This window comes from Dactylosporangium sp. NPDC000244 (assembly GCF_040300725.1).
Taxonomy (GTDB): Bacteria; Actinomycetota; Actinomycetes; order Mycobacteriales; family Micromonosporaceae; genus Dactylosporangium.
In genome coordinates this window covers 42,405-62,440 of the sequence record NZ_JBEPEH010000017.1, presented here as the reverse complement: position 1 = coordinate 62,440, position 20,036 = coordinate 42,405, and the positions used below count along the sequence as shown (strand labels likewise).

General features: G+C 71.8%; 22 protein-coding genes and 1 pseudogene. 5 read left to right on the top strand and 18 right to left on the bottom strand.

Annotation, left to right across the window (positions count from 1 at the left end):
- Nucleotides 1–19 precede the first annotated feature (19 nt).
- The 8 genes and pseudogenes from ABT369_RS24595 to ABT369_RS24560 form a co-directional block, all read right to left on the bottom strand.
- Nucleotides 20–340 (bottom strand): annotated as a pseudogene (locus ABT369_RS24595) (metal-sulfur cluster assembly factor); the annotation flags it as partial.
- 2 nt (nucleotides 341–342) lie between these two features.
- Nucleotides 343–798 (bottom strand): Fe-S cluster assembly sulfur transfer protein SufU, encoded by a 456-nt coding sequence (sufU, locus tag ABT369_RS24590; protein ID WP_350615236.1) that lies wholly within the window; start codon nucleotides 796–798, stop codon nucleotides 343–345.
- A complete protein-coding gene (locus ABT369_RS24585) occupies nucleotides 798–2,045 on the bottom strand; it encodes a cysteine desulfurase (protein WP_350615234.1) in 1,248 nt (415 codons plus the stop codon). Before ABT369_RS24585 ends, sufU begins: the two co-directional genes overlap by 1 nt.
- A gap of 13 nt (nucleotides 2,046–2,058) precedes the next feature.
- Nucleotides 2,059–2,835 carry a Fe-S cluster assembly ATPase SufC gene (gene sufC / locus ABT369_RS24580; protein WP_350615232.1) on the bottom strand — a complete coding sequence of 259 codons (777 nt, stop codon included), beginning with the start codon at nucleotides 2,833–2,835 and terminating at the stop codon, nucleotides 2,059–2,061.
- Nucleotides 2,832–3,158 carry a non-heme iron oxygenase ferredoxin subunit gene (locus ABT369_RS24575; RefSeq protein WP_350615231.1) on the bottom strand — a complete coding sequence of 109 codons (327 nt, stop codon included), beginning with the start codon at nucleotides 3,156–3,158 and terminating at the stop codon, nucleotides 2,832–2,834. The genes sufC and ABT369_RS24575 overlap by 4 nt, the downstream gene beginning before the upstream one ends.
- Before the next feature lie 133 nt (nucleotides 3,159–3,291).
- The gene (gene sufD / locus ABT369_RS24570) at nucleotides 3,292–4,431 is read right to left on the bottom strand and encodes a Fe-S cluster assembly protein SufD (RefSeq protein WP_350615229.1); all 1,140 of its coding nucleotides are present in this window, start codon (nucleotides 4,429–4,431) and stop codon (nucleotides 3,292–3,294) included.
- The gene (gene sufB / locus ABT369_RS24565; RefSeq protein ID WP_350615227.1) at nucleotides 4,428–5,834 is read right to left on the bottom strand and encodes a Fe-S cluster assembly protein SufB; all 1,407 of its coding nucleotides are present in this window, start codon (nucleotides 5,832–5,834) and stop codon (nucleotides 4,428–4,430) included. Before sufB ends, sufD begins: the two co-directional genes overlap by 4 nt.
- Complete coding sequence (locus tag ABT369_RS24560; protein ID WP_350615225.1) at nucleotides 5,831–6,532, bottom strand: helix-turn-helix transcriptional regulator; 702 nt, start codon at nucleotides 6,530–6,532, stop codon at nucleotides 5,831–5,833. The genes sufB and ABT369_RS24560 overlap by 4 nt, the downstream gene beginning before the upstream one ends.
- Nucleotides 6,533–6,679: 147 nt before the next feature.
- Here ABT369_RS24560 and ABT369_RS24555 point away from each other — a divergent pair, with 147 nt between their 5' ends.
- Nucleotides 6,680–7,696 (top strand): COX15/CtaA family protein, encoded by a 1,017-nt coding sequence (locus ABT369_RS24555; RefSeq protein WP_350615223.1) that lies wholly within the window; start codon nucleotides 6,680–6,682, stop codon nucleotides 7,694–7,696.
- Here the strand turns inward: ABT369_RS24555 and ABT369_RS24550 are convergent.
- Together ABT369_RS24550 and ABT369_RS24545 are read right to left on the bottom strand one after the other, a co-directional pair.
- Nucleotides 7,642–8,193, bottom strand: coding sequence for a GNAT family N-acetyltransferase (locus ABT369_RS24550; RefSeq protein WP_350615221.1), 552 nt, complete (start codon nucleotides 8,191–8,193; stop codon nucleotides 7,642–7,644). The two genes, ABT369_RS24555 and ABT369_RS24550, sit on opposite strands and share 55 nt — an antisense overlap.
- Nucleotides 8,147–8,878: a DUF4184 family protein gene (locus ABT369_RS24545; RefSeq protein ID WP_350615219.1), complete on the bottom strand. Its 732-nt coding sequence runs from the start codon at nucleotides 8,876–8,878 to the stop codon at nucleotides 8,147–8,149. The genes ABT369_RS24550 and ABT369_RS24545 overlap by 47 nt, the downstream gene beginning before the upstream one ends.
- Before the next feature lie 306 nt (nucleotides 8,879–9,184).
- Between ABT369_RS24545 and ABT369_RS24540 the strand changes: the two genes are divergently transcribed.
- Both ABT369_RS24540 and ABT369_RS24535 read left to right on the top strand, forming a co-directional pair.
- On the top strand, nucleotides 9,185–9,475 hold the full coding sequence (locus ABT369_RS24540) for a hypothetical protein (protein ID WP_350615218.1): 291 nt from the start codon (nucleotides 9,185–9,187) through the stop codon (nucleotides 9,473–9,475).
- Between the two features lie 155 nt (nucleotides 9,476–9,630).
- Nucleotides 9,631–10,779, top strand: coding sequence for a lyase family protein (locus ABT369_RS24535; RefSeq protein WP_350615216.1), 1,149 nt, complete (start codon nucleotides 9,631–9,633; stop codon nucleotides 10,777–10,779).
- Nucleotides 10,780–10,803: 24 nt separating this feature from the next.
- Here the strand turns inward: ABT369_RS24535 and ABT369_RS24530 are convergent, their stop codons facing one another.
- The 8 genes from ABT369_RS24530 to ABT369_RS24495 form a co-directional block, all read right to left on the bottom strand.
- Nucleotides 10,804–11,565, bottom strand: coding sequence for an alpha/beta fold hydrolase (locus ABT369_RS24530; RefSeq protein WP_350615215.1), 762 nt, complete (start codon nucleotides 11,563–11,565; stop codon nucleotides 10,804–10,806).
- 8 nt (nucleotides 11,566–11,573) lie between these two features.
- The gene (locus tag ABT369_RS24525; protein ID WP_350615214.1) at nucleotides 11,574–11,999 is read right to left on the bottom strand and encodes an SRPBCC family protein; all 426 of its coding nucleotides are present in this window, start codon (nucleotides 11,997–11,999) and stop codon (nucleotides 11,574–11,576) included.
- Nucleotides 11,996–12,316, bottom strand: a complete 321-nt coding sequence (locus ABT369_RS24520) for an ArsR/SmtB family transcription factor (protein ID WP_350615213.1) — start codon at nucleotides 12,314–12,316, stop codon at nucleotides 11,996–11,998. The genes ABT369_RS24525 and ABT369_RS24520 overlap by 4 nt, the downstream gene beginning before the upstream one ends.
- Nucleotides 12,317–12,362: 46 nt before the next feature.
- Entirely contained in the window at nucleotides 12,363–13,085 is a 723-nt protein-coding gene (locus tag ABT369_RS24515) for a TIGR03089 family protein (RefSeq protein ID WP_350615212.1), read from the bottom strand.
- 3 nt (nucleotides 13,086–13,088) lie between these two features.
- Complete coding sequence (locus ABT369_RS24510) at nucleotides 13,089–13,721, bottom strand: hypothetical protein (RefSeq protein ID WP_350615211.1); 633 nt, start codon at nucleotides 13,719–13,721, stop codon at nucleotides 13,089–13,091.
- Between the two features lie 26 nt (nucleotides 13,722–13,747).
- A complete protein-coding gene (locus tag ABT369_RS24505) occupies nucleotides 13,748–14,650 on the bottom strand; it encodes an ATP-grasp domain-containing protein (RefSeq protein ID WP_350615210.1) in 903 nt (300 codons plus the stop codon).
- Between the two features lie 38 nt (nucleotides 14,651–14,688).
- On the bottom strand, nucleotides 14,689–15,012 hold the full coding sequence (locus tag ABT369_RS24500; RefSeq protein WP_350615209.1) for a hypothetical protein: 324 nt from the start codon (nucleotides 15,010–15,012) through the stop codon (nucleotides 14,689–14,691).
- A 309-nt stretch (nucleotides 15,013–15,321) separates the two neighbouring features.
- Nucleotides 15,322–16,311, bottom strand: coding sequence for a heme o synthase (locus ABT369_RS24495; RefSeq protein WP_502891817.1), 990 nt, complete (start codon nucleotides 16,309–16,311; stop codon nucleotides 15,322–15,324).
- A 390-nt stretch (nucleotides 16,312–16,701) separates the two neighbouring features.
- Between ABT369_RS24495 and tkt the strand changes: the two genes are divergently transcribed.
- Together tkt and tal are read left to right on the top strand one after the other, a co-directional pair.
- On the top strand, nucleotides 16,702–18,843 hold the full coding sequence (tkt, locus tag ABT369_RS24490) for a transketolase (RefSeq protein ID WP_350615207.1): 2,142 nt from the start codon (nucleotides 16,702–16,704) through the stop codon (nucleotides 18,841–18,843).
- Between the two features lie 19 nt (nucleotides 18,844–18,862).
- Nucleotides 18,863–19,972 carry a transaldolase gene (gene tal, locus ABT369_RS24485; RefSeq protein ID WP_350615205.1) on the top strand — a complete coding sequence of 370 codons (1,110 nt, stop codon included), beginning with the start codon at nucleotides 18,863–18,865 and terminating at the stop codon, nucleotides 19,970–19,972.
- Nucleotides 19,973–20,036 lie beyond the last annotated feature (64 nt).

Here is a 20,036-nt window from a genome sequence, read left to right as displayed (position 1 = left end):
ACCCGCGTCCGCCAGCGATTTAGACGTTGAAGCCGAGGGAGCGCAGCTGGTCGCGGCCCTCGTCGGTGATCTTGTCCGGGCCCCACGGCGGGAGCCAGACCCAGTTGATGCGGATGTCGGAGACCAGGCCGCCGCCGGGGCCGGTGGTCAGGGCCTGGCGGGCCTGGTCCTCGATCACGTCGGTCAGCGGGCAGGCCGCCGACGTCAGGGTCATGTCCAGCGTCGCGATGTTCTCCTCGTCGACGTGGATGCCGTAGACAAGGCCCAGGTCGACGACGTTGATGCCCAGCTCGGGGTCGACGACGTCCCTCATCGCCTCTTCGATGTCGGCCAGCGCCGCGGTCATGGGGTCTCCTCAGAAGGTGTGCCGACCGCCCGGGACAGGGCGTCCTTGTAGGCCATCCAGGGCAGTAGCGCGCATTTGACGCGCGCCGGGTATTGGGCGACGCCCGCGAACGCGACCGCGTCCTCCAGCACGTCCTCGTCGGGCTCGACCTGGCCCCGGCCGCCCATGAGCTCGGCGAAGGCCTCGTGCCGGCGCAGGGAGTCGGCGACCGTCGCGCCCTTGAGCAGGTCGTAGAGGACGCTGGCGGAGGCCTGGCTGATCGAGCAGCCCGTGCCCTCGTAGGACACGTCGGCGACGCTGCCGGCCTTGAGCTGCACGCGCAGGGTCACCTCGTCGCCGCAGGTCGGGTTGACGTGGTGCGCCTCGGCGTCGAAGGGCTCGCGCAGGCCGCGGCCGTGCGGGTGCTTGTAGTGGTCCAGGATGATCTCCTGGTACAGCTGGTCGATCTGCATCAGGCGAAGACCTTCCAGACCCGCTCGACCCCGCGGACGAGAGCGTCGATCTCGTCGTTGGTCGTGTAGAGGTAGAACGAGGCGCGGGTGGTGGCCGGCACCCCGAAGCGCACGCACGTGGGGCGGGCGCAGTGGTGGCCGACCCGCACCTGCACGCCCTCGTCGTCGAGGATCTGGCCGACGTCGTGCGGGTGGACGCCCTCGACGGTGAACGAGATCGTGGCGCCGCGGTCCTGGGTGGACGCCGGGCCGATGATCCGCACGTAGGGCAGCGAGGCGAGCGCCTCCAGGGCGTAGGCGGTCAGCGCCTTCTCGTGCGCGACGACGTTGTCCATGCCGACGCCGGCGAGGTAGTCCACGGCCGCGCCGAGCCCGACGGCCTGCGCGATCGGCGGCGTGCCGGCCTCGAAGCGCGCGGGCGGCGGCATGAACGTGGTGCCGGTCATCGACACCGTCTCGATCATCGAGCCGCCGCCGAGGAACGGGGGCATCGCGTCGAGCAGCTCGAAGCGGCCCCACAGCGCGCCGATGCCGGTCGGGCCGAGCATCTTGTGCCCGGTGAAGGCGACGAAGTCGGCGCCGAGCGCGGCCACGTCGACGGGCACGTGCGGCACCGACTGCGAGCCGTCGAGCAGCACGAGCGCGCCGACCGCGTGGGCCTTGGCGACGAGCAGCTCGACCGGGTTGATCGTGCCCAGGATGTTGGAGTAGTGCACGACCGACACGAGCTTGGTGCGCTCGTTGATGAGCTCGTCGATGGTGCTCAGGTCCAGCCGGCCCTCGTCGGTGAGGCCGAACCAGCGCAGGGTCGCGCCGGTGCGCCGGGCGAGCAGCTGCCACGGCACGATGTTGGAGTGGTGCTCCATCTCGGTCACGACGATCTCGTCGCCGGGGCCGAGCCGCAGGCGCGGGTCGTCGGCGTTGCTCGTGAAGGCATGCGCGACCAGGTTGATGGCCTCGGTCGAGTTCTTCGTGAAGACGATCTCGGCCGCCGACGGGGCCCCGATGAAGCCCGCGATGCGCGCGCGGGCCCCCTCGAAGGCCTCCGTCGCCTCGGTGCCCAGCGTGTGCACCGAGCGGGCCACGTTCGCGTTGTGCCGCTCGTAGTGCTCGCGGATCGCGTCGATCACCTGGCGCGGCTTCTGCGAGGTGTTGCCCGAGTCGAGGTACACCAGCGGCTTGCCGTTGACGGTGCGATCGAGGATCGGAAAGTCCTTGCGAACCGACTCAACGTCGAGGGCGGTCATGTATGGGCCTTTCTCAGGCGATCGAGGCCGGGCCGGCGTCGGCGAGGAAGCGCTCGTACCCGCTGTTCTCCAGCTGCTCCGCGAGCTCGGGGCCGCCCTCCTCGACGATCTTGCCGCCGACGAAGACGTGCACGAAGTCCGGCTTGATGTACCGCAGGATGCGCGTGAAGTGCGTGATCAGCAGCAGCCCGGTGTTGCCCTGCTCGCGCACCCGGTTGACGCCGTCGCTGACGATGCGCATCGCGTCGATGTCGAGCCCGGAGTCGGTCTCGTCGAGCACGGCGATCTTCGGCTTGAGCAGCTCGAGCTGCATGATCTCGCCGCGCTTGCGCTCGCCGCCGGAGAAGCCCTCGTTGACGTTGCGCTGGGCGAAGGCCGGGTCCATCTGCAGCTTCTCCATGGCCCCGCGCAGCTCGCCGGCCCAGGTCCGCAGCTTCGGCGCCTCGCCGTCGACGGCGGTCTTGGCGGTCCGCAGGAAGTTCGCCATGGAGACGCCGGGGACCTCCACCGGATACTGCATCGCCAGGAACAGCCCGGCGCGGGCCCGCTCGTCGACGGTCATCGCGAGCACGTCCTGGCCGTCGAGCGACACGGCGCCGCCGGTGACCTCGTAGCGCGGGTGGCCCGCGATCGCGTAGGCCAGCGTGGACTTGCCGGAGCCGTTGGGGCCCATGATGGCGTGGGTCTCCCCCGCCCGGACCGTCAGGTCGACGCCGGCGAGGATCGGCTTGAGCTCACCGTCGGGCAGCTTGACCGAGACCTGCAGGTTGCTGATCGAAAGCTCGCTCACTTCAAGACTCCGTTGCTCGGGTTCAGGTCGATGTAGACGTCGCCGTCGCGAACCTCGACCGGGTAGACCGGGACCGGCTCGGTGGCGGGCAGCCCGGTGGGGGCGCCGGTGCGCAGGTCGAAGCGCGAGCCGTGCAGCCAGCACTCCAGGGTGCAGCCCTCGACCTCGCCCTCGCTCAGCGCGACCGCCGCGTGCGAGCACTCGTCGTAGGCGGCGTAGAAGTTGTCGTCGTCGGCGTGCACGAGCGCGATCTCGGTCCCCTCGACCGTGACCTGCACGACCTCGCCCTTGGCCACCTCGGCCGCGGAGCACACTCTGATCACGCCGCCACCTCCGCAAGCTCCGGCGCCGGCGCGACAACACTGAGCTTCTGGTGAGCGGCCTCAACACCCAGTCTGGCTAGATGTAGCTTCGCGCGGATCGACCCAGACCGGGCGCCGCTTCGCTCCGAACCGCTCACGAGCCGGCCTCTTCCAGCCGCGCGTCGATCGCGGCGCCGAGACGGTCGCGGAGGTCCTCGACCGGGATCTTCCCGAGCAGCTCGTGGAAGAAGCCGCGCACGACCAGCTTGCGGGCCTGCTCGTCCGTGATGCCCCGGGACATCAGGTAGAACAGCTGCTCGTCGTCGAAGCGGCCGGTGGTGCTGGCGTGCCCGGCCCCCGCGACCTCGCCGGTCTCGATCTCCAGGTTGGGCACCGAGTCGGCCCGGGCGCCGTCGGTCAGCACGAGGTTGCGATTGATCTCGTACGTGTCCGTGCCCGTCGCCTCGGCCCGGATCAGCACGTCGCCGACCCACACCGTGTGCGCGTCGGCACCCTGCAGCGCGCCGCGGTAGTTGACCCGGCTGCGGCAGTCGGGCACCGAGTGGTCGACCAGGAGGCGGTGCTCGAAGTGCTGGCCGGCGTCGGCGAAGTACAGGCCGTAGGCGTCGATCTCGCCGCCCCGCCCGGTGTAGTCGACGCTGGTGTACTGCCGCACGAGGTCGCCGCCGAGCGTCACCTGCACGTGGTTGACCCGCGCGTCGCGGCCGAGCCGGAAGCGCACGTGCTGCGCCTGCACCGCGTCCGCGGCCCAGTCGGTGACGGTGACGAAGGTCAGCTTGGCGCCGTCGGCGACGAGCACCTCGACGTTGTCGGCGAGCGTGACCGAGCCGGTCTGCTCGAGCACGACCACGGCCTCGGCGAACCGGCCCACCTCGACGATGGTGTGGCCCGCCGCCGGCTCGGTCGTCGCGCCCACGAGGCGGACGACCGCGGCGCTGTCCAGCACGGCGCCGGGCGCGACGGCGATCAGCAGGGCCTCGGTCGCACCCCCCGCGGCCAGCGCGCTGACGCGGTCGAACGGCGTCAGGGCCGAGCCGACCCGCGGGTCGCTGCGGTCGATGGTCGACACCGTCGCGCCGGACGGCAGCTCGCCGACCTCGACCTTGGGCGCCGGGGCGCCCGAGAACACGGCGCTGTCCAGGCCGCGGAGGCGCTTGAGCGGCGTGAAGCGCCACTCCTCCTCGCGGCCGGTGAGCGCCGGGAAGTCGCCGGCGTCGAACGAGCGGACCTGCTGGGCCCTGGTCTTCGGGGGAACGAGAACGGGTGCGCTCATCCGACCGCGCCCTCCATCTGCAGCTCGATGAGCCGGTTGAGCTCCAACGCGTACTCCATGGGCAGTTCCTTGGCGATCGGCTCGATGAAGCCGCGCACGATCATCGCCATGGCCTCGTCCTCGGTGAGGCCGCGCGACATGAGGTAGAAGAGCTGGTCGTCGCTGATCTTCGACACCGTCGCCTCGTGCCCCATCGAGACGTCGTCCTCGCGGATGTCGACGTAGGGGTAGGTGTCCGAGCGCGAGATCGTGTCGACGAGCAGGGCGTCGCACTTGACCGTCGACTTCGAGTGGTGCGAGCCCTCCAGCACCTGCACGAGGCCGCGGTAGGAGGTCCGGCCGCCGCCGCGGGCGATCGACTTGGAGATGATGCTCGAGGAGGTGTGCGGGGCGGCGTGCACCATCTTCGCGCCGGCGTCCTGGTGCTGGCCCTCGCCGGCCATCGCGACGCTGAGGACCTCGCCCTTCGCGTGCTCGCCGGTCATGAACACGGCCGGGTACTTCATCGTGACCTTGGAGCCGAGGTTGCCGTCGATCCACTCCATGGTGGCGCCCTCGTGGCAGACCGCCCGCTTGGTGACCAGGTTGTAGACGTTGGTCGACCAGTTCTGGATGGTGGTGTACCGGCAGCGCGCGTTCTTCTTCACGACGATCTCGACGACCGCGGAGTGCAGCGAGTCCGACGAGTAGATCGGCGCGGTGCAGCCCTCGACGTAGTGCACGTAGGCACCCTCGTCGACGATGATCAGGGTCCGCTCGAACTGGCCCATGTTCTCGGTGTTGATCCGGAAGTACGCCTGCAGCGGGATCTCCACGTGCACGCCCTTCGGCACGTAGATGAAGCTGCCGCCGGACCAGACCGACGTGTTGAGCGCGGCGAACTTGTTGTCCCCGACGGGGATGACGGTGCCGAAGTACTCCTTGAAGAGATCCTCGTGCTCGCGCAGCGCCGTGTCGGTGTCGAGGAAGACGACGCCCTGCTCCTCGAGGTCCTCGCGGATCTTGTGGTAAACGACCTCGGACTCGTACTGCGCCGCGACGCCCGCGATCAGCCGCTGCTTCTCGGCCTCGGGGATGCCCAGCTTGTCGTACGTGTTCTTGATGTCCTCGGGCAGCTCGTCCCAGCTCGCCGCCTGCTTCTCGGTCGAGCGGACGAAGTACTTGATGTTGTCGAAGTCGATGTGCGACAGGTCCGCGCCCCACGCCGGCATCGGCTTGCGGTCGAACAGGCGCAGGCCCTTGAGGCGAAGGTCGAGCATCCACTGGGGCTCGTGCTTCTTCGCCGAGATGTCGCGCACGACGTCCTCGTTGAGACCGCGGCGCGCCGAGGCACCCGCGGTGTCGGAGTCGGCCCAGCCGTACTCGTACCGGCCGAGACCGGCCAGCTGATCGGCAGTCGTCATCTCACGATCCTTTGCCTATCGGGACGGGCTCCGGGTTGGACCGGGGCCGGTATGTGGGTGGTGCAGACGCCGTCGCCGTTGGCGATGGTGGCGAGCCGCTGGACGTGCGTGCCGACGAGACGCGAGATCACCTGGGTCTCGGCCTCGCACAGCTGGGAGAATTCCGCGGCGACATGGGCCACCGGGCAGTGGTGCTGACACAGCTGCCCGCCGGTGGCGATGGTCGTCGCGCCCGCAGCGTAACCCTCCGCGGTCAGGGCGCGCGCGAGGGCCTCGGCCCGTGCGAGCGGGTCCTCGCCGGCCTCGGCCATGGCCGCCCGGCAGCGCTCCTCGAGCCCCTCGACCTGGGCGGCGGCGAACGCGGAGACCTCGCCCGGCCCGCCGTGATCGGCGATCCAGCGCAGCGCGGCGGCGGCGAGCCCGTCGTAGGTGTGCGGCAGCGTCTCCCGCGCGGCCGCGGTCAGCGTGAACACGCGCGCCGGCCGGCCCCGCCCGCGCGGCCCGCGCTCGGGCCGCTCGCGGCACTCGACGAGCCCCTCGGCGTGCATGGCGTCGAGATGACGGCGCACGCCGGCGGGGCTCAGCCCGAGGGCGAGCCCGAGTTCCGTCGCGGTCGCCGAGCCCTCCTGCAGCAGCAGCTCCGTGACGCGGTCACGGGTGCGCCCGTCGAGCGCAGCGACCACTTCCGCGTTTTTCACAACACCAACGTTACGTAAATCGTGGGAGCCGGGCAAACCACCGCCCGGGTGATCCACCGCACGGAAGGTAACCCTAACCAAACCTGGCCGCTCCCCACGCGCAACCTGCCAGCGGGTGCGATATGTAGCCTGGCGTAGTATCGCCGCGTGAGTTGGCTCGGAGAGTGGCTGGACCGGCCCGAGACGCTGCGCCGGGCGGCGCTGGCGCTGCTCGCGGCCAACATCGGCATCGTGTGCACGGGCGGGCTCGTGCGCCTCACCGGCTCCGGGCTCGGGTGCCCCACGTGGCCCCGGTGCACCGACGACTCCTACGTGACGACCGCCGAGATGGGGTACCACGGGGTCATCGAGTTCGGGAACCGGACGCTCACGGGCGTACTCAGCGTGTTCGCGCTCGTCGCCATCGCGGCCGCCTGGCGGCAGCGGCGTCACTCGAAAGCGGCCCTGCGCGCCACCGTCTGGGTGCTCGCGGGCATCGCGTTCCAGGGCGTCCTCGGCGGCATCACGGTGCGCCTGGCGCTCAACCCGTGGTCGGTGGCGGTGCACTTCCTGGCCTCGATCGCGCTCATCGCGCTCGTCTTCGTGCTGTGGGACCGCACCCGCGGGGAGCCGCCGCGCTGGACGGCGCCGCGGGCCATGCGCACCGCCGGCATCTTCGTGACGGTCGTCTCCGCGGTCGTCCTCGTCCTGGGCACGATCGTCACCGGCAGCGGCCCGCACTCGGGCGACACCAAGGCCACCCGCACCGGCTTCGACCCCGAGGCCATGTCCCAGCTGCACACCGACGCCGTGATGGTGCTCGTGGGGCTCTCCGTGGCCATGTGGTTCGGCCTGCGCGCGCTCGGGGCGCCGCTGCGGGTCACCCGGGCCGCGGCGATCCTGGTCGCCGTCGAGCTGGCGCAGGGCGTGGTCGGCTTCGTGCAGTACTTCACCGGCCTGCCCTGGCCCGTGGTCATCCTGCACATGCTGGGCGCCTGCCTGGTGTGGACGGCGACGCTCAACCTCCTGGCCCGGGTGACGGCGCGACCGGCTCAGGCGGAGCCGGGCGACGCGGACCGCGACCACTCGCCGGCCGGCACGGCCGTAGCGCGGGTGACGGCGCGACCGGCTCAGGCGGAGCCGGGCGACGCGGACCGCGACCACTCGCCGGCCAGCACGGCGTAGCGCAGGTCGTCGGTCCACTCCCCCTTCCACCACTGGCTCTGCACCTCCAGCCCCTCGCGGCGGAACCCGAGCCGCTCCAGCAGCCGCGCGGAGCGCTCGTTGCGCGCGTCGACCGAGGCGTGCACCCGGTGCAGCCCCTCCTCGGCGAGCAGGTGGTGCACGACGCGGCCGGCGGCCTCGGCGGCGTAGCCGTGCCCCTGGTAGGGCGGGGCGAGGGTGAAGCCGATCTCCGCCTGCCGGCCCTCGTCGTGCCGGTTGGCCCCGACGTCGCCGATCAGCGCGCCGGTCTCGCGCAGCTGCACGGCGTACTGAAACCAGCCCTCGGCCCGCGGGTCGCGCCCGTCCAGCCCGGCGACGAACGCGAGCGCGGACTCGATCGGGAAGGGCGCGTCCCAGCCCTGGTACCGCGCCACCCGCGGATCGGAGCGGTAGGCGGACAGCCCGGGGGCGTCAGCGACGCGAAACGGCCGCAGCAAGAGGCGCTCGGTCAGCAGCACGCTCCGACTGTACGGCCCGGGCCCCGGCCAGCAGCGCCAGCGCCCCCGCGACCATCAGCCGCACCAGGAACACGTGCACGTTGCCGGCGTAGTAGTGCGGATCGCCCAGCGCGCACGTGAGCGCCACCCCCGCGGCCAGCACCGCGGCCGTCACGCCCCAGAAGCGGGTCATCCGGACCGGCACGGCGGGCGGCTCCCCGTGCCACTCGCGCAGCTTGCGGCGCATCCCGACGTACACGACGAAGGCCGGCAGCAGGAACACCCCCGCGGCGTCGCTGGCCTCGCGGATCGGCCACCAGGCGGCGACCGGTCCCGGGTGCGTCACCAGGTCCCACAGCAGGTGGCTGATCGCGCCGAGCAGGGCCGAGTACGCGGTGATCCACCATCGGGGCCGGACGGTCCCCAGCACGCCGAAGTCGCGCACGTGGAACCAGGGCGGCAGGTGCGCGGCGACGGCCGGGGCGCCCCAGCGGCACAGCTGGGCGACCGCGACCGCCGTGGGCAGGCTCCACCACAGCAGCGCCGGGATCGTGTGGCTCGGGATGAGGATGCCGGGGCCGTCGAGGGCGTACGCGAAGTCGGGCGCGCACGCGCCGGTCGCGAGCGCCACCCCGTCGAACCAGCGTGGCCGCCACAGCTTCAGCGGCAGGACGGCGAGCGGATGGGTCGGCAGCGTTGAAGGCACGGGCCGATGCTGCCCCGAACCGGCGGCTCCAGTGGCCGCCTCCACGGGATCACCACGAATCCCTCACCTGGTCGCGCGGTTCACGCAGAACTCGTTGCCCTCAGGGTCGCCGAGCACCGCCCAGCCCGCGTCCGGGCCGTCGCGGTGGTCGGCGAGAAAGGATCACCGGCATCGAGACACGTTGCGGATGAACGAGACCATCAGGCCTACCCATCATTGCCAAGTTGTAAATTCATCTGCACTTTCTATGGTGCCGGATGAGGGGTGTGCAACTCTTCTGCAATGGGGCACACGGAACCGCTCATCATGCAGATCTACTGCCGCCTGGAGGTTGCGGTCACCGATCCGGAGGCCGTTGCGAAGCTGGCCGGTCAGCAGCTGCGAGAGGCAGACATCGACTGGTCACGGCGGGAGGAGGACCTCGACGAGGCGGTCCACCAGCTCGAGTCCGATCTCACACAGTCATTGGCGTGTGTGATTGAACACGATCGAATGATCGAACACCTGCCAGGGGTCGAACCGCGGGGCGGTCTGGCGTTCACGGCATTCGGCAAGCCCGATGACCGTTTCCGGCCGGGATTCACCGACTTCCTGTAACCCGGGTCACGGCGCCGGCGGCGACGACGCCCCGGCGCCGTGCCGTCGACCCACTCCGTGCCCCCACCTGCCCCCGCAATGTTCACGCAACGTGGCCGGACGAGCACGTACGGCTCGATACCATGGTGTGCCGTCGTACACACAGCGGGGAACCCATGGGACCGACTTCGAGCCTCTTCGGCGAGGTGCTGGCCCGCGGCGAGGTCGCCGCGGCGGTCGGCGACGACGCCTGGCTGACCGCGATGCTGCAGGTCGAGGCCGCGCTGGCCGAGGTGCAGGCGTTCAGCGGCCTGCTGGAGCAGGCCGCCGCGGACGCGATCGGGGCCGCGTGCGCCCGCCCCGAGGCGTTCGACGCGGCGGCGATCGGCCGGGCCGCGGCCGGGAGCGGCGATCCGGTCGAACCGCTGGTGGAGGCCCTGCGCCGCGCGGTGCCTGAGCACGCCGCGGCCGTGCACCGGGGCGCGACGAGCCAGGACGTCATCGACACCGCGGGCATGCTGGTCGCCGCCCGCGCGCTGCGGCCACTGCTGGCCGACCTCGGCGCCTGCGCCGAGCTCACCGCGCGGCTGGCCCGGGAGCACCGGGACACGGCCATGGCGGGCCGCACGCTCCTGCGCCCGGCCGCCCCGACCACCTTCGGCCTCAAGGCGGCCGGCTGGCTCGGCGGCCTCGACGCCGCCCGCCGCCGCCTGGACCAGGTGCGGGGCGACCGCCTGGCCGTGCAGTTCGGCGGCGCCGCGGGCACCCTGGCGCCCTTCGGCGACGCGGGCCCGGACGTGCTGGAGGGCCTGGCCACGGTGCTGGGCCTGCGCGAGCCCGCCCTGCCCTGGCACACCGAGCGGACCCGCATCGCCGACCTGGCCGGCGCCCTCGGCTCCGCGGCGGGCGCGGTGGCCAAGATCGCCCGTGACCTGACGCTGCTCGCCCAGCACGAGGTCGACGAGGTCTCCGCCTCCCCACCGGGCGGCTCCCCGGCCGGGCCGCACCGGCGCGACCCGATCGCCGCGGTATGCGCCCTGGGCTGCGCCGCGTCCGCGCCGGGCCTGGTCGCGAACCTGCTGGCCGCGATGGCCCACGAGCACGAGGGGGCGGCCGGCGCCTGGCACGCGGAGTGGCGCCCGCTGCGCGAGCTCCTCGTGGCGACCGGCTCGGCCGCGTCGTGGCTGCGGGCGGCCCTGGAGCGGCTGCTGGTCCACCCCGACGTCATGCGCGACAACCTGGCCCGCAGCGGCGTCACCGGGGACCTGCACGCGGTGGGGCCGCTCATCGACCGGGCGCTGGACGCCTTCGGCACGAAGCGGTGACCGGCGCCCGCCGCCGGCCCATCGTCACGACAGCAGCTTGACGAGCAGCGGGGCGAGGGCGGCCGGCTCGACGCCGTGGGTCTGGCCGTCGAGCACCTCGAACCGCGCGCCCGGGATCGCGGCCGCGGTCGAGCGCGCCGCCTCCCGCAGGAACCCGGGGCTGGCGCCGCCCGCGATCAGGGTCACCGGGACCGTGATCGCGGCGGCGACCTCGGGCCGCAGGTGCCCGGGCCGCAGCACGGCGTCGTCGTACGCGAGCGTCGGGGCGATGCCCTCCAGCACGGCGAACCCGGGCGAGGCGCGGAAGGCGGCGATGGCCTCGGGCGGCATCCCGACCCGCGACTGGAACAGCGCGACGGCGTCGCCGCGGCGGCCCTCGGCCAGCAGGCCGGTCAGCGCCTCGGTGTAGGCGGGGTCGGTGCCGGCGAACGGCGGCTCGTACACCGCCAGCGCGGCGATGCCCGAGCCCTGCGCGGCGGCCGCGAGCCCGATCGCCCCGCCCGAGGACATGGTGTAGACGCTCGCCGTGCCGCCCGCGGCCGCCACGACCGCCTGGAGGTCCTCGATCTCGCGCTGCACCGCGTAGGGCTGGGTGTCGCCGCTCTCGCCGCGGCCGCGGCGGTCGTAGCAGTACACCGTGCAATGGTCCTGGAGGGCGGCGGCGAGGGGGCGCATCGGACCGGCGGCGCGGAAGCAGCAGGCGCCGTCGACCAGCACCAGGGCCGGGCCGGAGCCGGTGGACTCGTAGCCGATCGGCGTGCCGTCGGCGGAGGTGACGGTGGGCATCGGGGCTCCTAGAGAGTGGCCAGGTAGGCGTCGAAACGGTCGAGGCTCGTGGCGAAGCCGGCCCGCGCCCGGGCGCTCAAGTAGGCCTCGGGGACGTTGGTCTGCCGCGTCGTCACCTCGGTGCGCCCGTCGCCGAGATCGACGAAGGTGACCTCGGTGCGCATCCCGCCCTCGACCTCCGGCTCGATCCAGACGAGCCGGTGCGGGCGGTCGATCTCGGCGTAGACGGCCCGCATGGTGTACGCCGAGCCGTCCGCGCCCACCATCGTCGTCTCGAACCGGCCGCCGGGCCGCAGCTCGACCACGATCCCGTCGAGCGGGGTCGTGGTGCCGGCCGGGCCCCAGAAGTGCGTGAGGTGCCCGGGCCGGGTCATGCAGTCGAACAGCAGCTCCGGCGAGGCGCGGTGGACGCGGCTGAAGGTCAGCTCGCTCACAGCCGCTCCAGGTATTCGCCGAGCCGGTCGTGGCGGCCCGCCCAGAGGGCCCGGTGCCGCTCGATCCAGCCGCCCGCCTCGGCCAGCCGCTCGCCCTCCAGCGCGCAGTGCCGGGCCTGGGCGCTGCGGGTGCGCGAGATGAGCCGGGCCTTCTCCAGCACCTTGAGATGCTTCGAGACCGCCTGCTGGGTCATCGCGAAGGGCTCGGCGAGCTGCTGGACCGTCGCCTCGCCCTCGGCGAGCCGCTCCAGGATGGCCCGGCGCGTCGGATCGGCCAGGGCCGCGAAGACGAGGCTCAGCTCGTCGGTGACCACCATGCCTCGACGGTACCGACAACTCGGCGGTTTAACAACCGAATGGTTGTCATTGCAGGCTGTGCGTCGTCCGCTCGGACGCGGCCAGGGCGGCGAACGCCTCCGGGCCCGCGTTGGCGGCGATGACCACGGACGCGCCGGCCGACAGCGGGGCGAGCAGCCACTTGAGCGGGTGCTCCTGGGTGGCCGCGTTCACCAGCAGCCGGTCGCCGGCCCGCAGCCCGATCCGCTCGGCCAGCTCGGCGGCGATCGCGCCGAACGAGCCGTAGGTGGTGCCGTCGGGCGTGACGGCGTCGCTCGCCCGCGTGCGCCCGGGCGCGGGCATGTGGGGGGAGAACTCGTCGATGGCGGCCTCGAGGTCGCGGTAGCCCTCGGGCGCCTCCTCGGCGAACAGGGAGAACCGGTGCTTGGCGTCGGGGATGCGCTCCAGCCAGGAGCCGATCCGGTCGGCGGCGACGAAGAGCACGTCGTACGGCAGGTCCGCGCCGGGCTCGAGCACGTCGAGCCCGGCGGTCGCGGTGTCCTGCAGCGACAGCCGCAGCCCGGCCGACCAGGCGCCCATGAGCACCGCGGCGGTGAGCCAGTGCGGCGGGAGCAGCACCGCGGCCCGGCCGCCCTCGTCGATCCCGCAGCCCTCGCGCAGCAGGCCGGCGACCTGGGCCGCGCAGCCGCCGAGCTCGGACGCGCTGAGCTCGACGTGCTCGCCGGTGGCGGCGTCGTGGAAGGTGAGGAGGGTCGGCTCGGTCAGCTCCGGCGCGCGGTGGGTGCCCATGCCCTACAGCATGACGGTCGCGCTGCTGCGGGCCACCTCCGGCTCGACCGGGGGCAGCGTCTCGTACTTCTTGAGCACGGCGTGGATGACGAAGACGTAGGGCACCTTCGAGCTCAACCCGGTGACGGTCGCGCTGACCCGGCTGCAGCCCTTGCCCGCGGGCACCGTCTGCCAGGTCCAGGTCGGCTGCGGCCCCATGTAGAGGTCCTGGGACACGGCGGCGAGGCGGTACTCGACCAGCGCCGGGTCGCCGATGTTCCACCAGCTCACGACGGCCGAGGTGGTGCCGGGGGCCACGTCGGCGCCGTTGACCACGCCCTGGCGGTAGGCGCCGGTGCACTCGGTGGGGCTGTAGCTCGGGGCGGCGGTGAGCGGCGTGCGCGACGGGAACGGGGACATGGACGCGATCGGGCCCCGCACCGGGGCGCCCGTGGTGAGGCCGGCGGACGGGTCGACCGTGTCGCCGCGCAGGTACACCGTCTTCTCCGGCAGGTTCACGACCTTCCCCGAGCCCTTGCTGCCGCCGGTCGAGCCGTCGGTGCCGGCGCCGCCGAGGCCGGGCGGCATGCTGCACCCCGCCACCCCGGTGACCAGGGTCGCGAAGAGGGCCAGGCCCGCGCCGATGCGCCGCTTCACCCCGGTCACATCGGCACGGGCGGCACCTACCTGAGCGCCAACCGGCGCTCGACGGCCGCGGCGAAGCGCTCCGCCGAGCCCTCCGCGTGGCTGAAGAACAGCGACGGCTCCGCCAGCTCGACCTCGATGACCACCGGGCCGTCCGGGGACGGCAGCAGATCCACGCGGGCGTACAGCAGCTCGCCGGCCGGCACCGGCAGCGCGGCGAGCACGCGGGCGGCGAGCGCGCGCTCCTCGTCCGACGGGGTGCGCGGGGAGATGTTCTCGTTCTGGTACAGCAGGTCGCCCTCGACGTACGGGCCGGTGAGGATCGCGCCCTTGCGGATCGCGTGGCTGAACGCACCGTCGAAGTGCAGCAGCGCCGTCTCCCCCGCGGTGTCCACGGCGTCGAGGTACGGCTGGATCATCACGAGCCGCCCGGCCTCCTGCAGCCGGCGCACCTGCTCGGCGGCGAGCGCGGCCTGGGAGCCGAGGTCGTACCGCCCGGTGTCGATGCTCCCGGCGCTCACCGCGGGCTTGATCACGATCTCGCCGGTGCCCTCCGGCACGAAGGCGTCGCCGGGCTCGACCCAGGTGGTCGGGACGATCGGGATGCCGGCCTCGGCGAGCTCGCGCAGGTACCGCTTGTCGGTGTTCCACTCGATCACCGACGCCGGGTTGGCCAGCCGCGGCACCGAGCGGGCCCAGGCGACGAACTCGGCCCGGCGCTTGGCGTAGTCCCACGTGTTGCGCACGACCGCGAGGTCGTAGGCGGCCCAGTCGGCCCCGGCGGCGTCCCACGGCACCGGCTCCGCCGCGATGCCCCGCGCGGCGAGGGCCGGGATCAGCGCCCGGTCGTCCTCGTCGAGGTCCGGCAGGTCGGTGCAGGTAACGAGAGCGACCCGGGCGGCGGCCCGGGTCGCGTTGACAAGGGAACGATCATGATTCACGCAGCGAAGATACCCGCGGCGGGCGGGTTCGGGGTGTCCTAGCGCGACAGCGTGCGACGCCCCATCGAGCGCCAGAGGTCGTTGCTCGGCCGCATGTGCTCGAGGAGCTCGCGCTCCCAGGCGTTCTCGATCGTGACGCCGGCCTGGGCGCAGGCGGAACGCGCGATGTCCGTGCCCTCGGCCATCTGGTCGCCCCAGACGCCGTCCTCCCCGACGAGCACGATGCGGGCACCGCGCCGGCCGACGTACTCGATGACCGCCTTCGCGCCGCCATGGTCGTCCGCGAAGGACTTGAGGCCCGCGATCAGCCCGCCCGGAACCGGACGGTTGAGGGTCATCGTCGTATCGGAACCATCTGCCATGACGGCCACACTAGAGGGACGGCGGGCCACGTGCGGATGAAGTCGGCGCCGGTTGTGATCGTTCTTACCAACAGGTTTAAGCCACACGTCAGGCGTTTAGCGCGGCAATGTCCGTAAATATCGGGATTTTCTTCAAGTGTTTCCGGCGCGTAAAGCGAGACATGTGTCACGTGCGGTGCGCGCCTGAGAGGACGTGCCAAAAAATCGGGCGTTTCCGGCTTAACTTTCGCTTAGGCGCCCAAATGGCCGGGGGTTCCGGCCATTTGTGTTTGCCTTCCTGCTGGCTCGCTCCGCTGCTGGCTCGCGCCGCTACTGGATCAGCGCGTCGACGGCGACGGCGACGAACAGCAGCGTCAGGTAGGTCACGGACCAGTGGAACAGCCGCATCGGCTTCAGCGGCTCCTCGCGCCGGGCGCGGCCGTGCAGGCGGTGCGCCTCGACGAGCAGCAGCGCGCCGGTGACGACCGCGACGACGCCGTAGAGCGGCGTCATCCCCATCGGCCAGAGCGCGACGGAGGCGCCGACGGTCAGCCAGCTGTAGATCACCGTCTCCAGCCCCACGCGGCGCAGGCTGCGCACGACGGGGAGCATCGGGATGCCGGCCCGGGCGTAGTCGTCCTTGAACTTGATCGCCAGCGCGTAGAAGTGCGGCGGCTGCCACAGGAACACGACCGCGAAGAGCACCCACGCCGTCCAGGACAGCCCGCCGGTGACCGCCGCCCAGCCGATGAGCACCGGCGCCGCGCCGCAGGCGCCGCCCCAGACGGTGTTCTGCGGCGTGGTCCGCTTGAGCCACATCGTGTAGACGAGGTCGTAGTAGGCGATCGCGCCGACGGTCAGCAGCGTGGCGAGCAGGTTGGTGAAGGTGGCCATGAGCACCGTCGACACCACGGCGAGCGTGAGTCCGAAGATCAGCGCGCTGCGCGGGGAGACGGTGTGCGTGGCCAGCGGGCGCCGCGACGTGCGCTTCATGAGCTGGTCGATGTCGCGGTCGATGTAGCAGTTCAGCGCGTTGGCGGCGCCGGCCGCGAGCGAGCCGCCGACGAGCACGACGAGGACGAGCCACAGCGAGGGCAGGCCCTTGTCTGCGAGGAACATCACCGGGACGGTCGTGATGAGCAGCAGCTCGATGATGCGCGGCTTGGTCAGCGAGACGTAGGCCTTGACGATCGCACCGAGACCCGCGCGTCGCCGGGTCTCCTCCTGGCGCTGGGCCAGGGCGAGGGCACCCGCCGTGGTCGGACGGACCGGGGCGGACGTGAGCTGGTCAGCGACACCGTGGTCGACGAGTTGCGTCACGTCTGGTTTGCCACCTTCCCGGGGCGAGGCCATGCGGCGGAGCGGGGAATCCCGCCGAGATCAGCGGGCTCCCGCATCGTAGAACAGGATCGTGGCTGCTCGGACGGCGACCCCGGGGGACCGTGACCGGCGCGCGTGAGAGGAGAGTCAGGACGTGTCCGATTTCGCTGAGAGCTGAACCGATCCAGGTTTGGACCATCGCGGCTCATCGGCGCCCTGAACGCTGATGCGGCCATCGACTACCGTTGCCGCAGGCAGTGTCGCCGATGTCCGAAACATGGTCGACTGCGCGTGGGGGTACCCGATCGTGGGTAGGGTCGACTTGATTACCCCTTCAAAGCCTTTCGAGGAAATACGCAAACCTCGCCGTTCGACAGGAGCAGCACCGCCGTGAGCGTTGAAGAGGTCAAGGGTCCCGAGCTGTCCTGGTCCGACGTCGACCGGCGCGCCGTCGACACGGTCCGGGTGCTGGCGATGGACGCCGTCGAGAAGGCCGGCAACGGCCACCCCGGCACCGCGATGAGCCTGGCCCCGGCCGCCTACCTTCTGTTCCAGAAGGTGATGAAGCACGACCCCACCGACCCGAACTGGCTCGGGCGCGACCGTTTCGTGCTCTCCTGCGGCCACTCGAGCCTGACGCTGTACATCCAGCTGTACCTGGCCGGCTACGGGCTGAGCATCGACGACCTGAAGTCGCTGCGCCAGTGGGGCTCGCTGACCCCGGGCCACCCCGAGCACGGCCACACCGCCGGCGTCGAGACCACCACCGGCCCGCTGGGCCAGGGCATCGGCAACGCGGTCGGCTTCGCCATGGCCGCCCGCCGCGAGCGCGGCCTGTTCGACCCGGAGCCGGCCACCGGGGAGAGCCTGTTCGACCACGATGTCTACGTGCTGTGCTCCGACGGCGACATCGAGGAGGGCATCAGCCACGAGGTCAGCGCGCTCGCCGCGCACCAGAAGCTGGGCAACCTGACGGTCATCTACGACGACAACGAGATCTCGATCGAGGACGACACCCGGGTCGCCAAGAGCGAGGACGTGGCCAAGCGCTACGAGGCTTACGGCTTCGACGTGCACGTCGTGGACTGGCGCAAGGGCCACGACGCCGGCGACGGGGTCTACAAGGAGGACGTCCACGCGCTGTGGAACGCGATCCAGGCCGGCAAGGCGGTGACCGACAAGCCGACGTTCATCGCGCTGCGCACCATCATCGGCTGGCCGGCCCCGAAGAAGCAGAACACCGGCAAGATCCACGGCTCGGCCCTGGGCGCCGACGAGGTCAAGGCCACCAAGGAGGTCCTCGGCTTCGACGCGACGCTGTCGTTCGAGGTCGCCGACGAGGTCCTCGCGCACACCCGCGGCGCGATCGAGCGGGGCAAGGCGCTGCACACGAAGTGGGACGACGCCTTCGCCCAGTGGCGCGACGGCGCCGGCGAGCGCGCCGCGCTGCTGGACCGGCTGCTGTCCGGCGCGCTGCCGGTCGGCTGGGAGAAGTCGCTGCCGGAGTTCCCGGCCAGCGAGAAGGGCGTGGCCACGCGCAAGGCGTCCGGCGACACCCTCGGCGCGCTGGCCGCGGTGCTGCCGGAGCTGTGGGGCGGCTCGGCCGACCTGGCGGAGAGCAACAACACGACGATGGAGGGCGAGCCCTCGTTCCTGCCGTCGGAATACGCCACGAAGGCGTTCCCCGGCGACGAGTACGGCCGGACCCTGCACTTCGGCATCCGCGAGCACGGCATGGGCGCGATCCTCAACGGCATCAAGCTGCACGGCCCGACCCGCCCCTACGGCGGCACGTTCCTCGTCTTCTCCGACTACATGCGCCCCGCGGTGCGCTTGGCCGCGCTGATGCACCAGCCGGTCATCTACGTGTGGACGCACGACTCGATCGGCCTCGGCGAGGACGGCCCGACGCACCAGCCGATCGAGCACCTGTCGGCGCTGCGCGCGATCCCCAACCTCGCGGTGGTCCGCCCCGGCGACGCCAACGAGACCGCGCAGGCCTGGAAGGTGGCGCTGGAGCGCAAGGACCAGCCGGTGGCGCTCGCGCTCACCCGGCAGAACCTGCCCACCCTGGACCGCACGGTCTACGCCCCGGCGGAGAACGTGGCCAAGGGCGGCTACATCCTGAAGGACGCCTCCGACGGCCAGCCCCAGGTGATCATCATCGCCACCGGCTCCGAGGTGCAGCTCGCGGTCCAGGCCCAGGAGCGCCTGGAGGCCGAGGGCACCCCGACCCGGGTCGTGTCGATGCCGTGCCAGGAGTGGTTCGAGGAGCAGGACGCGGCCTACCGCCAGCAGGTCATCCCGACCGGCGTGAAGGCCCGCGTGACGGTCGAGGCCGGCATCGCGATGTCGTGGCGGGGAATCCTCGGCGACTGCGGCGTCCCGGTGAGCATCGAGCACTACGGCGCCAGCGCGCCCTACACCGTGCTGTTCGAGCAGTTCGGCTTCACCGCCGACAAGGTCGTGGCGGCCGCGCACGCCTCCCTCGCCAAGGTCGGCGAGATCACCGGCAGCACCACCGGCAACTGAAGCACCTAAGGAGAACGCGATGAGTTCCGATCGGCTGGCCGAGCTCGCCGCCGCTGGTGTGGCGATCTGGCTCGACGACCTCTCCCGTCAGCGGCTGACCAGCGGCGGGCTGGACAAGCTCCGCCGCGAGCAGCACGTCGTCGGCGTGACCACCAACCCGACGATCTTCGCCAAGGCCGTCACCTCCGCCGAGGACTACGCCGAGCAGGTCAAGGACCTGGCCCTGCGCGAGACCTCGGTGCCCGAGGCGATGCGCTCGATCATGGCGCACGACGTGCGCTGGGCCTGTGACGTGCTCAAGCCGGCGGCCGACGCCAGCCGGGGCGTCGACGGCCGCGTCTCGATCGAGGTCGACCCGGCGCTCGCCGCCGAGACCGCCCGCACCCTCGCCGAGGCGAAGGAGCTGTGGTGGCTGGTCGACCGCGGCAACCTGTTCATCAAGATTCCGGCGACCAGGGAGGGCCTGCCGGCGATCACCGCCACGCTGGCCCAGGGCATCAGCGTGAACGTGACGCTGATCTTCTCGCTGGAGCGGTACGAGGCCGTGATCAACGCCTTCTTCGCGGGTCTGGAGCAGGCCAGGGAGAACGGCCACGACCTGTCCAAGATCGGCTCGGTGGCGTCGTTCTTCGTGTCGCGGGTCGACACCGAATACGACAAGCGCCTCGACAAGATCGGCACCGACGAGGCCAAGGCGCTCAAGGGCAAGGCGGCCATCGCCAACGCCAAGCTCGCCTACCAGCTCTACGAGCAGCAGTTCTCCTCGGAGCGCTGGCAGGCCCTGGCCAACGCGGGCGCGCAGCCCCAGCGGCCGCTGTGGGCCTCGACCTCGACCAAGAACCCGGAGTACCGCGACGTCATCTACGTCGAGGAGCTCGTCGCCCCGGGCACGGTCAACACCATGCCGGAGTCGGTGATCCACGCCTTCGCCGACCACGGTGAGGTGCGCCTCGACGCCGTGACCGGTGGCTACGCCGAGGCGCAGCAGGTCATGGACTCGCTGGCCGCGCTGGGCATCGACTACAACGACGTCGTCGACGTCCTCGAGCGCGAGGGCGTCGAGAAGTTCGGCGTCAGCGGCAAGGAAATGATCGAGACGGTGCAGAAGGCGCTGGACTCCGCGTCCTGACGTTCGCGCGTTCTGTCGTTCGCTCATTCGGTACTCGCCCGTCGTGCACGGGCGCCAAGATGAG

Bases quoted from the DNA above. Each gene is read 5' to 3' on its own strand.
- ABT369_RS24535 (WP_350615216.1), top strand. From the start codon at position 9,631: ATGGGACCGACTTCGAGCCTCTTCGGCGAGGTGCTGGCCCGCGGCGAG.
- ABT369_RS24515 (WP_350615212.1), bottom strand. From the start codon at position 13,085: ATGGGCACCCACCGCGCGCCGGAGCTGACCGAGCCGACCCTCCTCACC.
- sufB (WP_350615227.1), bottom strand. From the start codon at position 5,834: ATGACGACTGCCGATCAGCTGGCCGGTCTCGGCCGGTACGAGTACGGC.
- ABT369_RS24585 (WP_350615234.1), bottom strand. From the start codon at position 2,045: ATGACCGCCCTCGACGTTGAGTCGGTTCGCAAGGACTTTCCGATCCTC.
- ABT369_RS24500 (WP_350615209.1), bottom strand. From the start codon at position 15,012: ATGGCAGATGGTTCCGATACGACGATGACCCTCAACCGTCCGGTTCCG.
- tal (WP_350615205.1), top strand. From the start codon at position 18,863: ATGAGTTCCGATCGGCTGGCCGAGCTCGCCGCCGCTGGTGTGGCGATC.
- ABT369_RS24520 (WP_350615213.1), bottom strand. From the start codon at position 12,316: ATGGTGGTCACCGACGAGCTGAGCCTCGTCTTCGCGGCCCTGGCCGAT.
- ABT369_RS24530 (WP_350615215.1), bottom strand. From the start codon at position 11,565: ATGCCCACCGTCACCTCCGCCGACGGCACGCCGATCGGCTACGAGTCC.
- sufU (WP_350615236.1), bottom strand. From the start codon at position 798: ATGCAGATCGACCAGCTGTACCAGGAGATCATCCTGGACCACTACAAG.
- sufD (WP_350615229.1), bottom strand. From the start codon at position 4,431: ATGAGCGCACCCGTTCTCGTTCCCCCGAAGACCAGGGCCCAGCAGGTC.
- ABT369_RS24540 (WP_350615218.1), top strand. From the start codon at position 9,185: ATGCAGATCTACTGCCGCCTGGAGGTTGCGGTCACCGATCCGGAGGCC.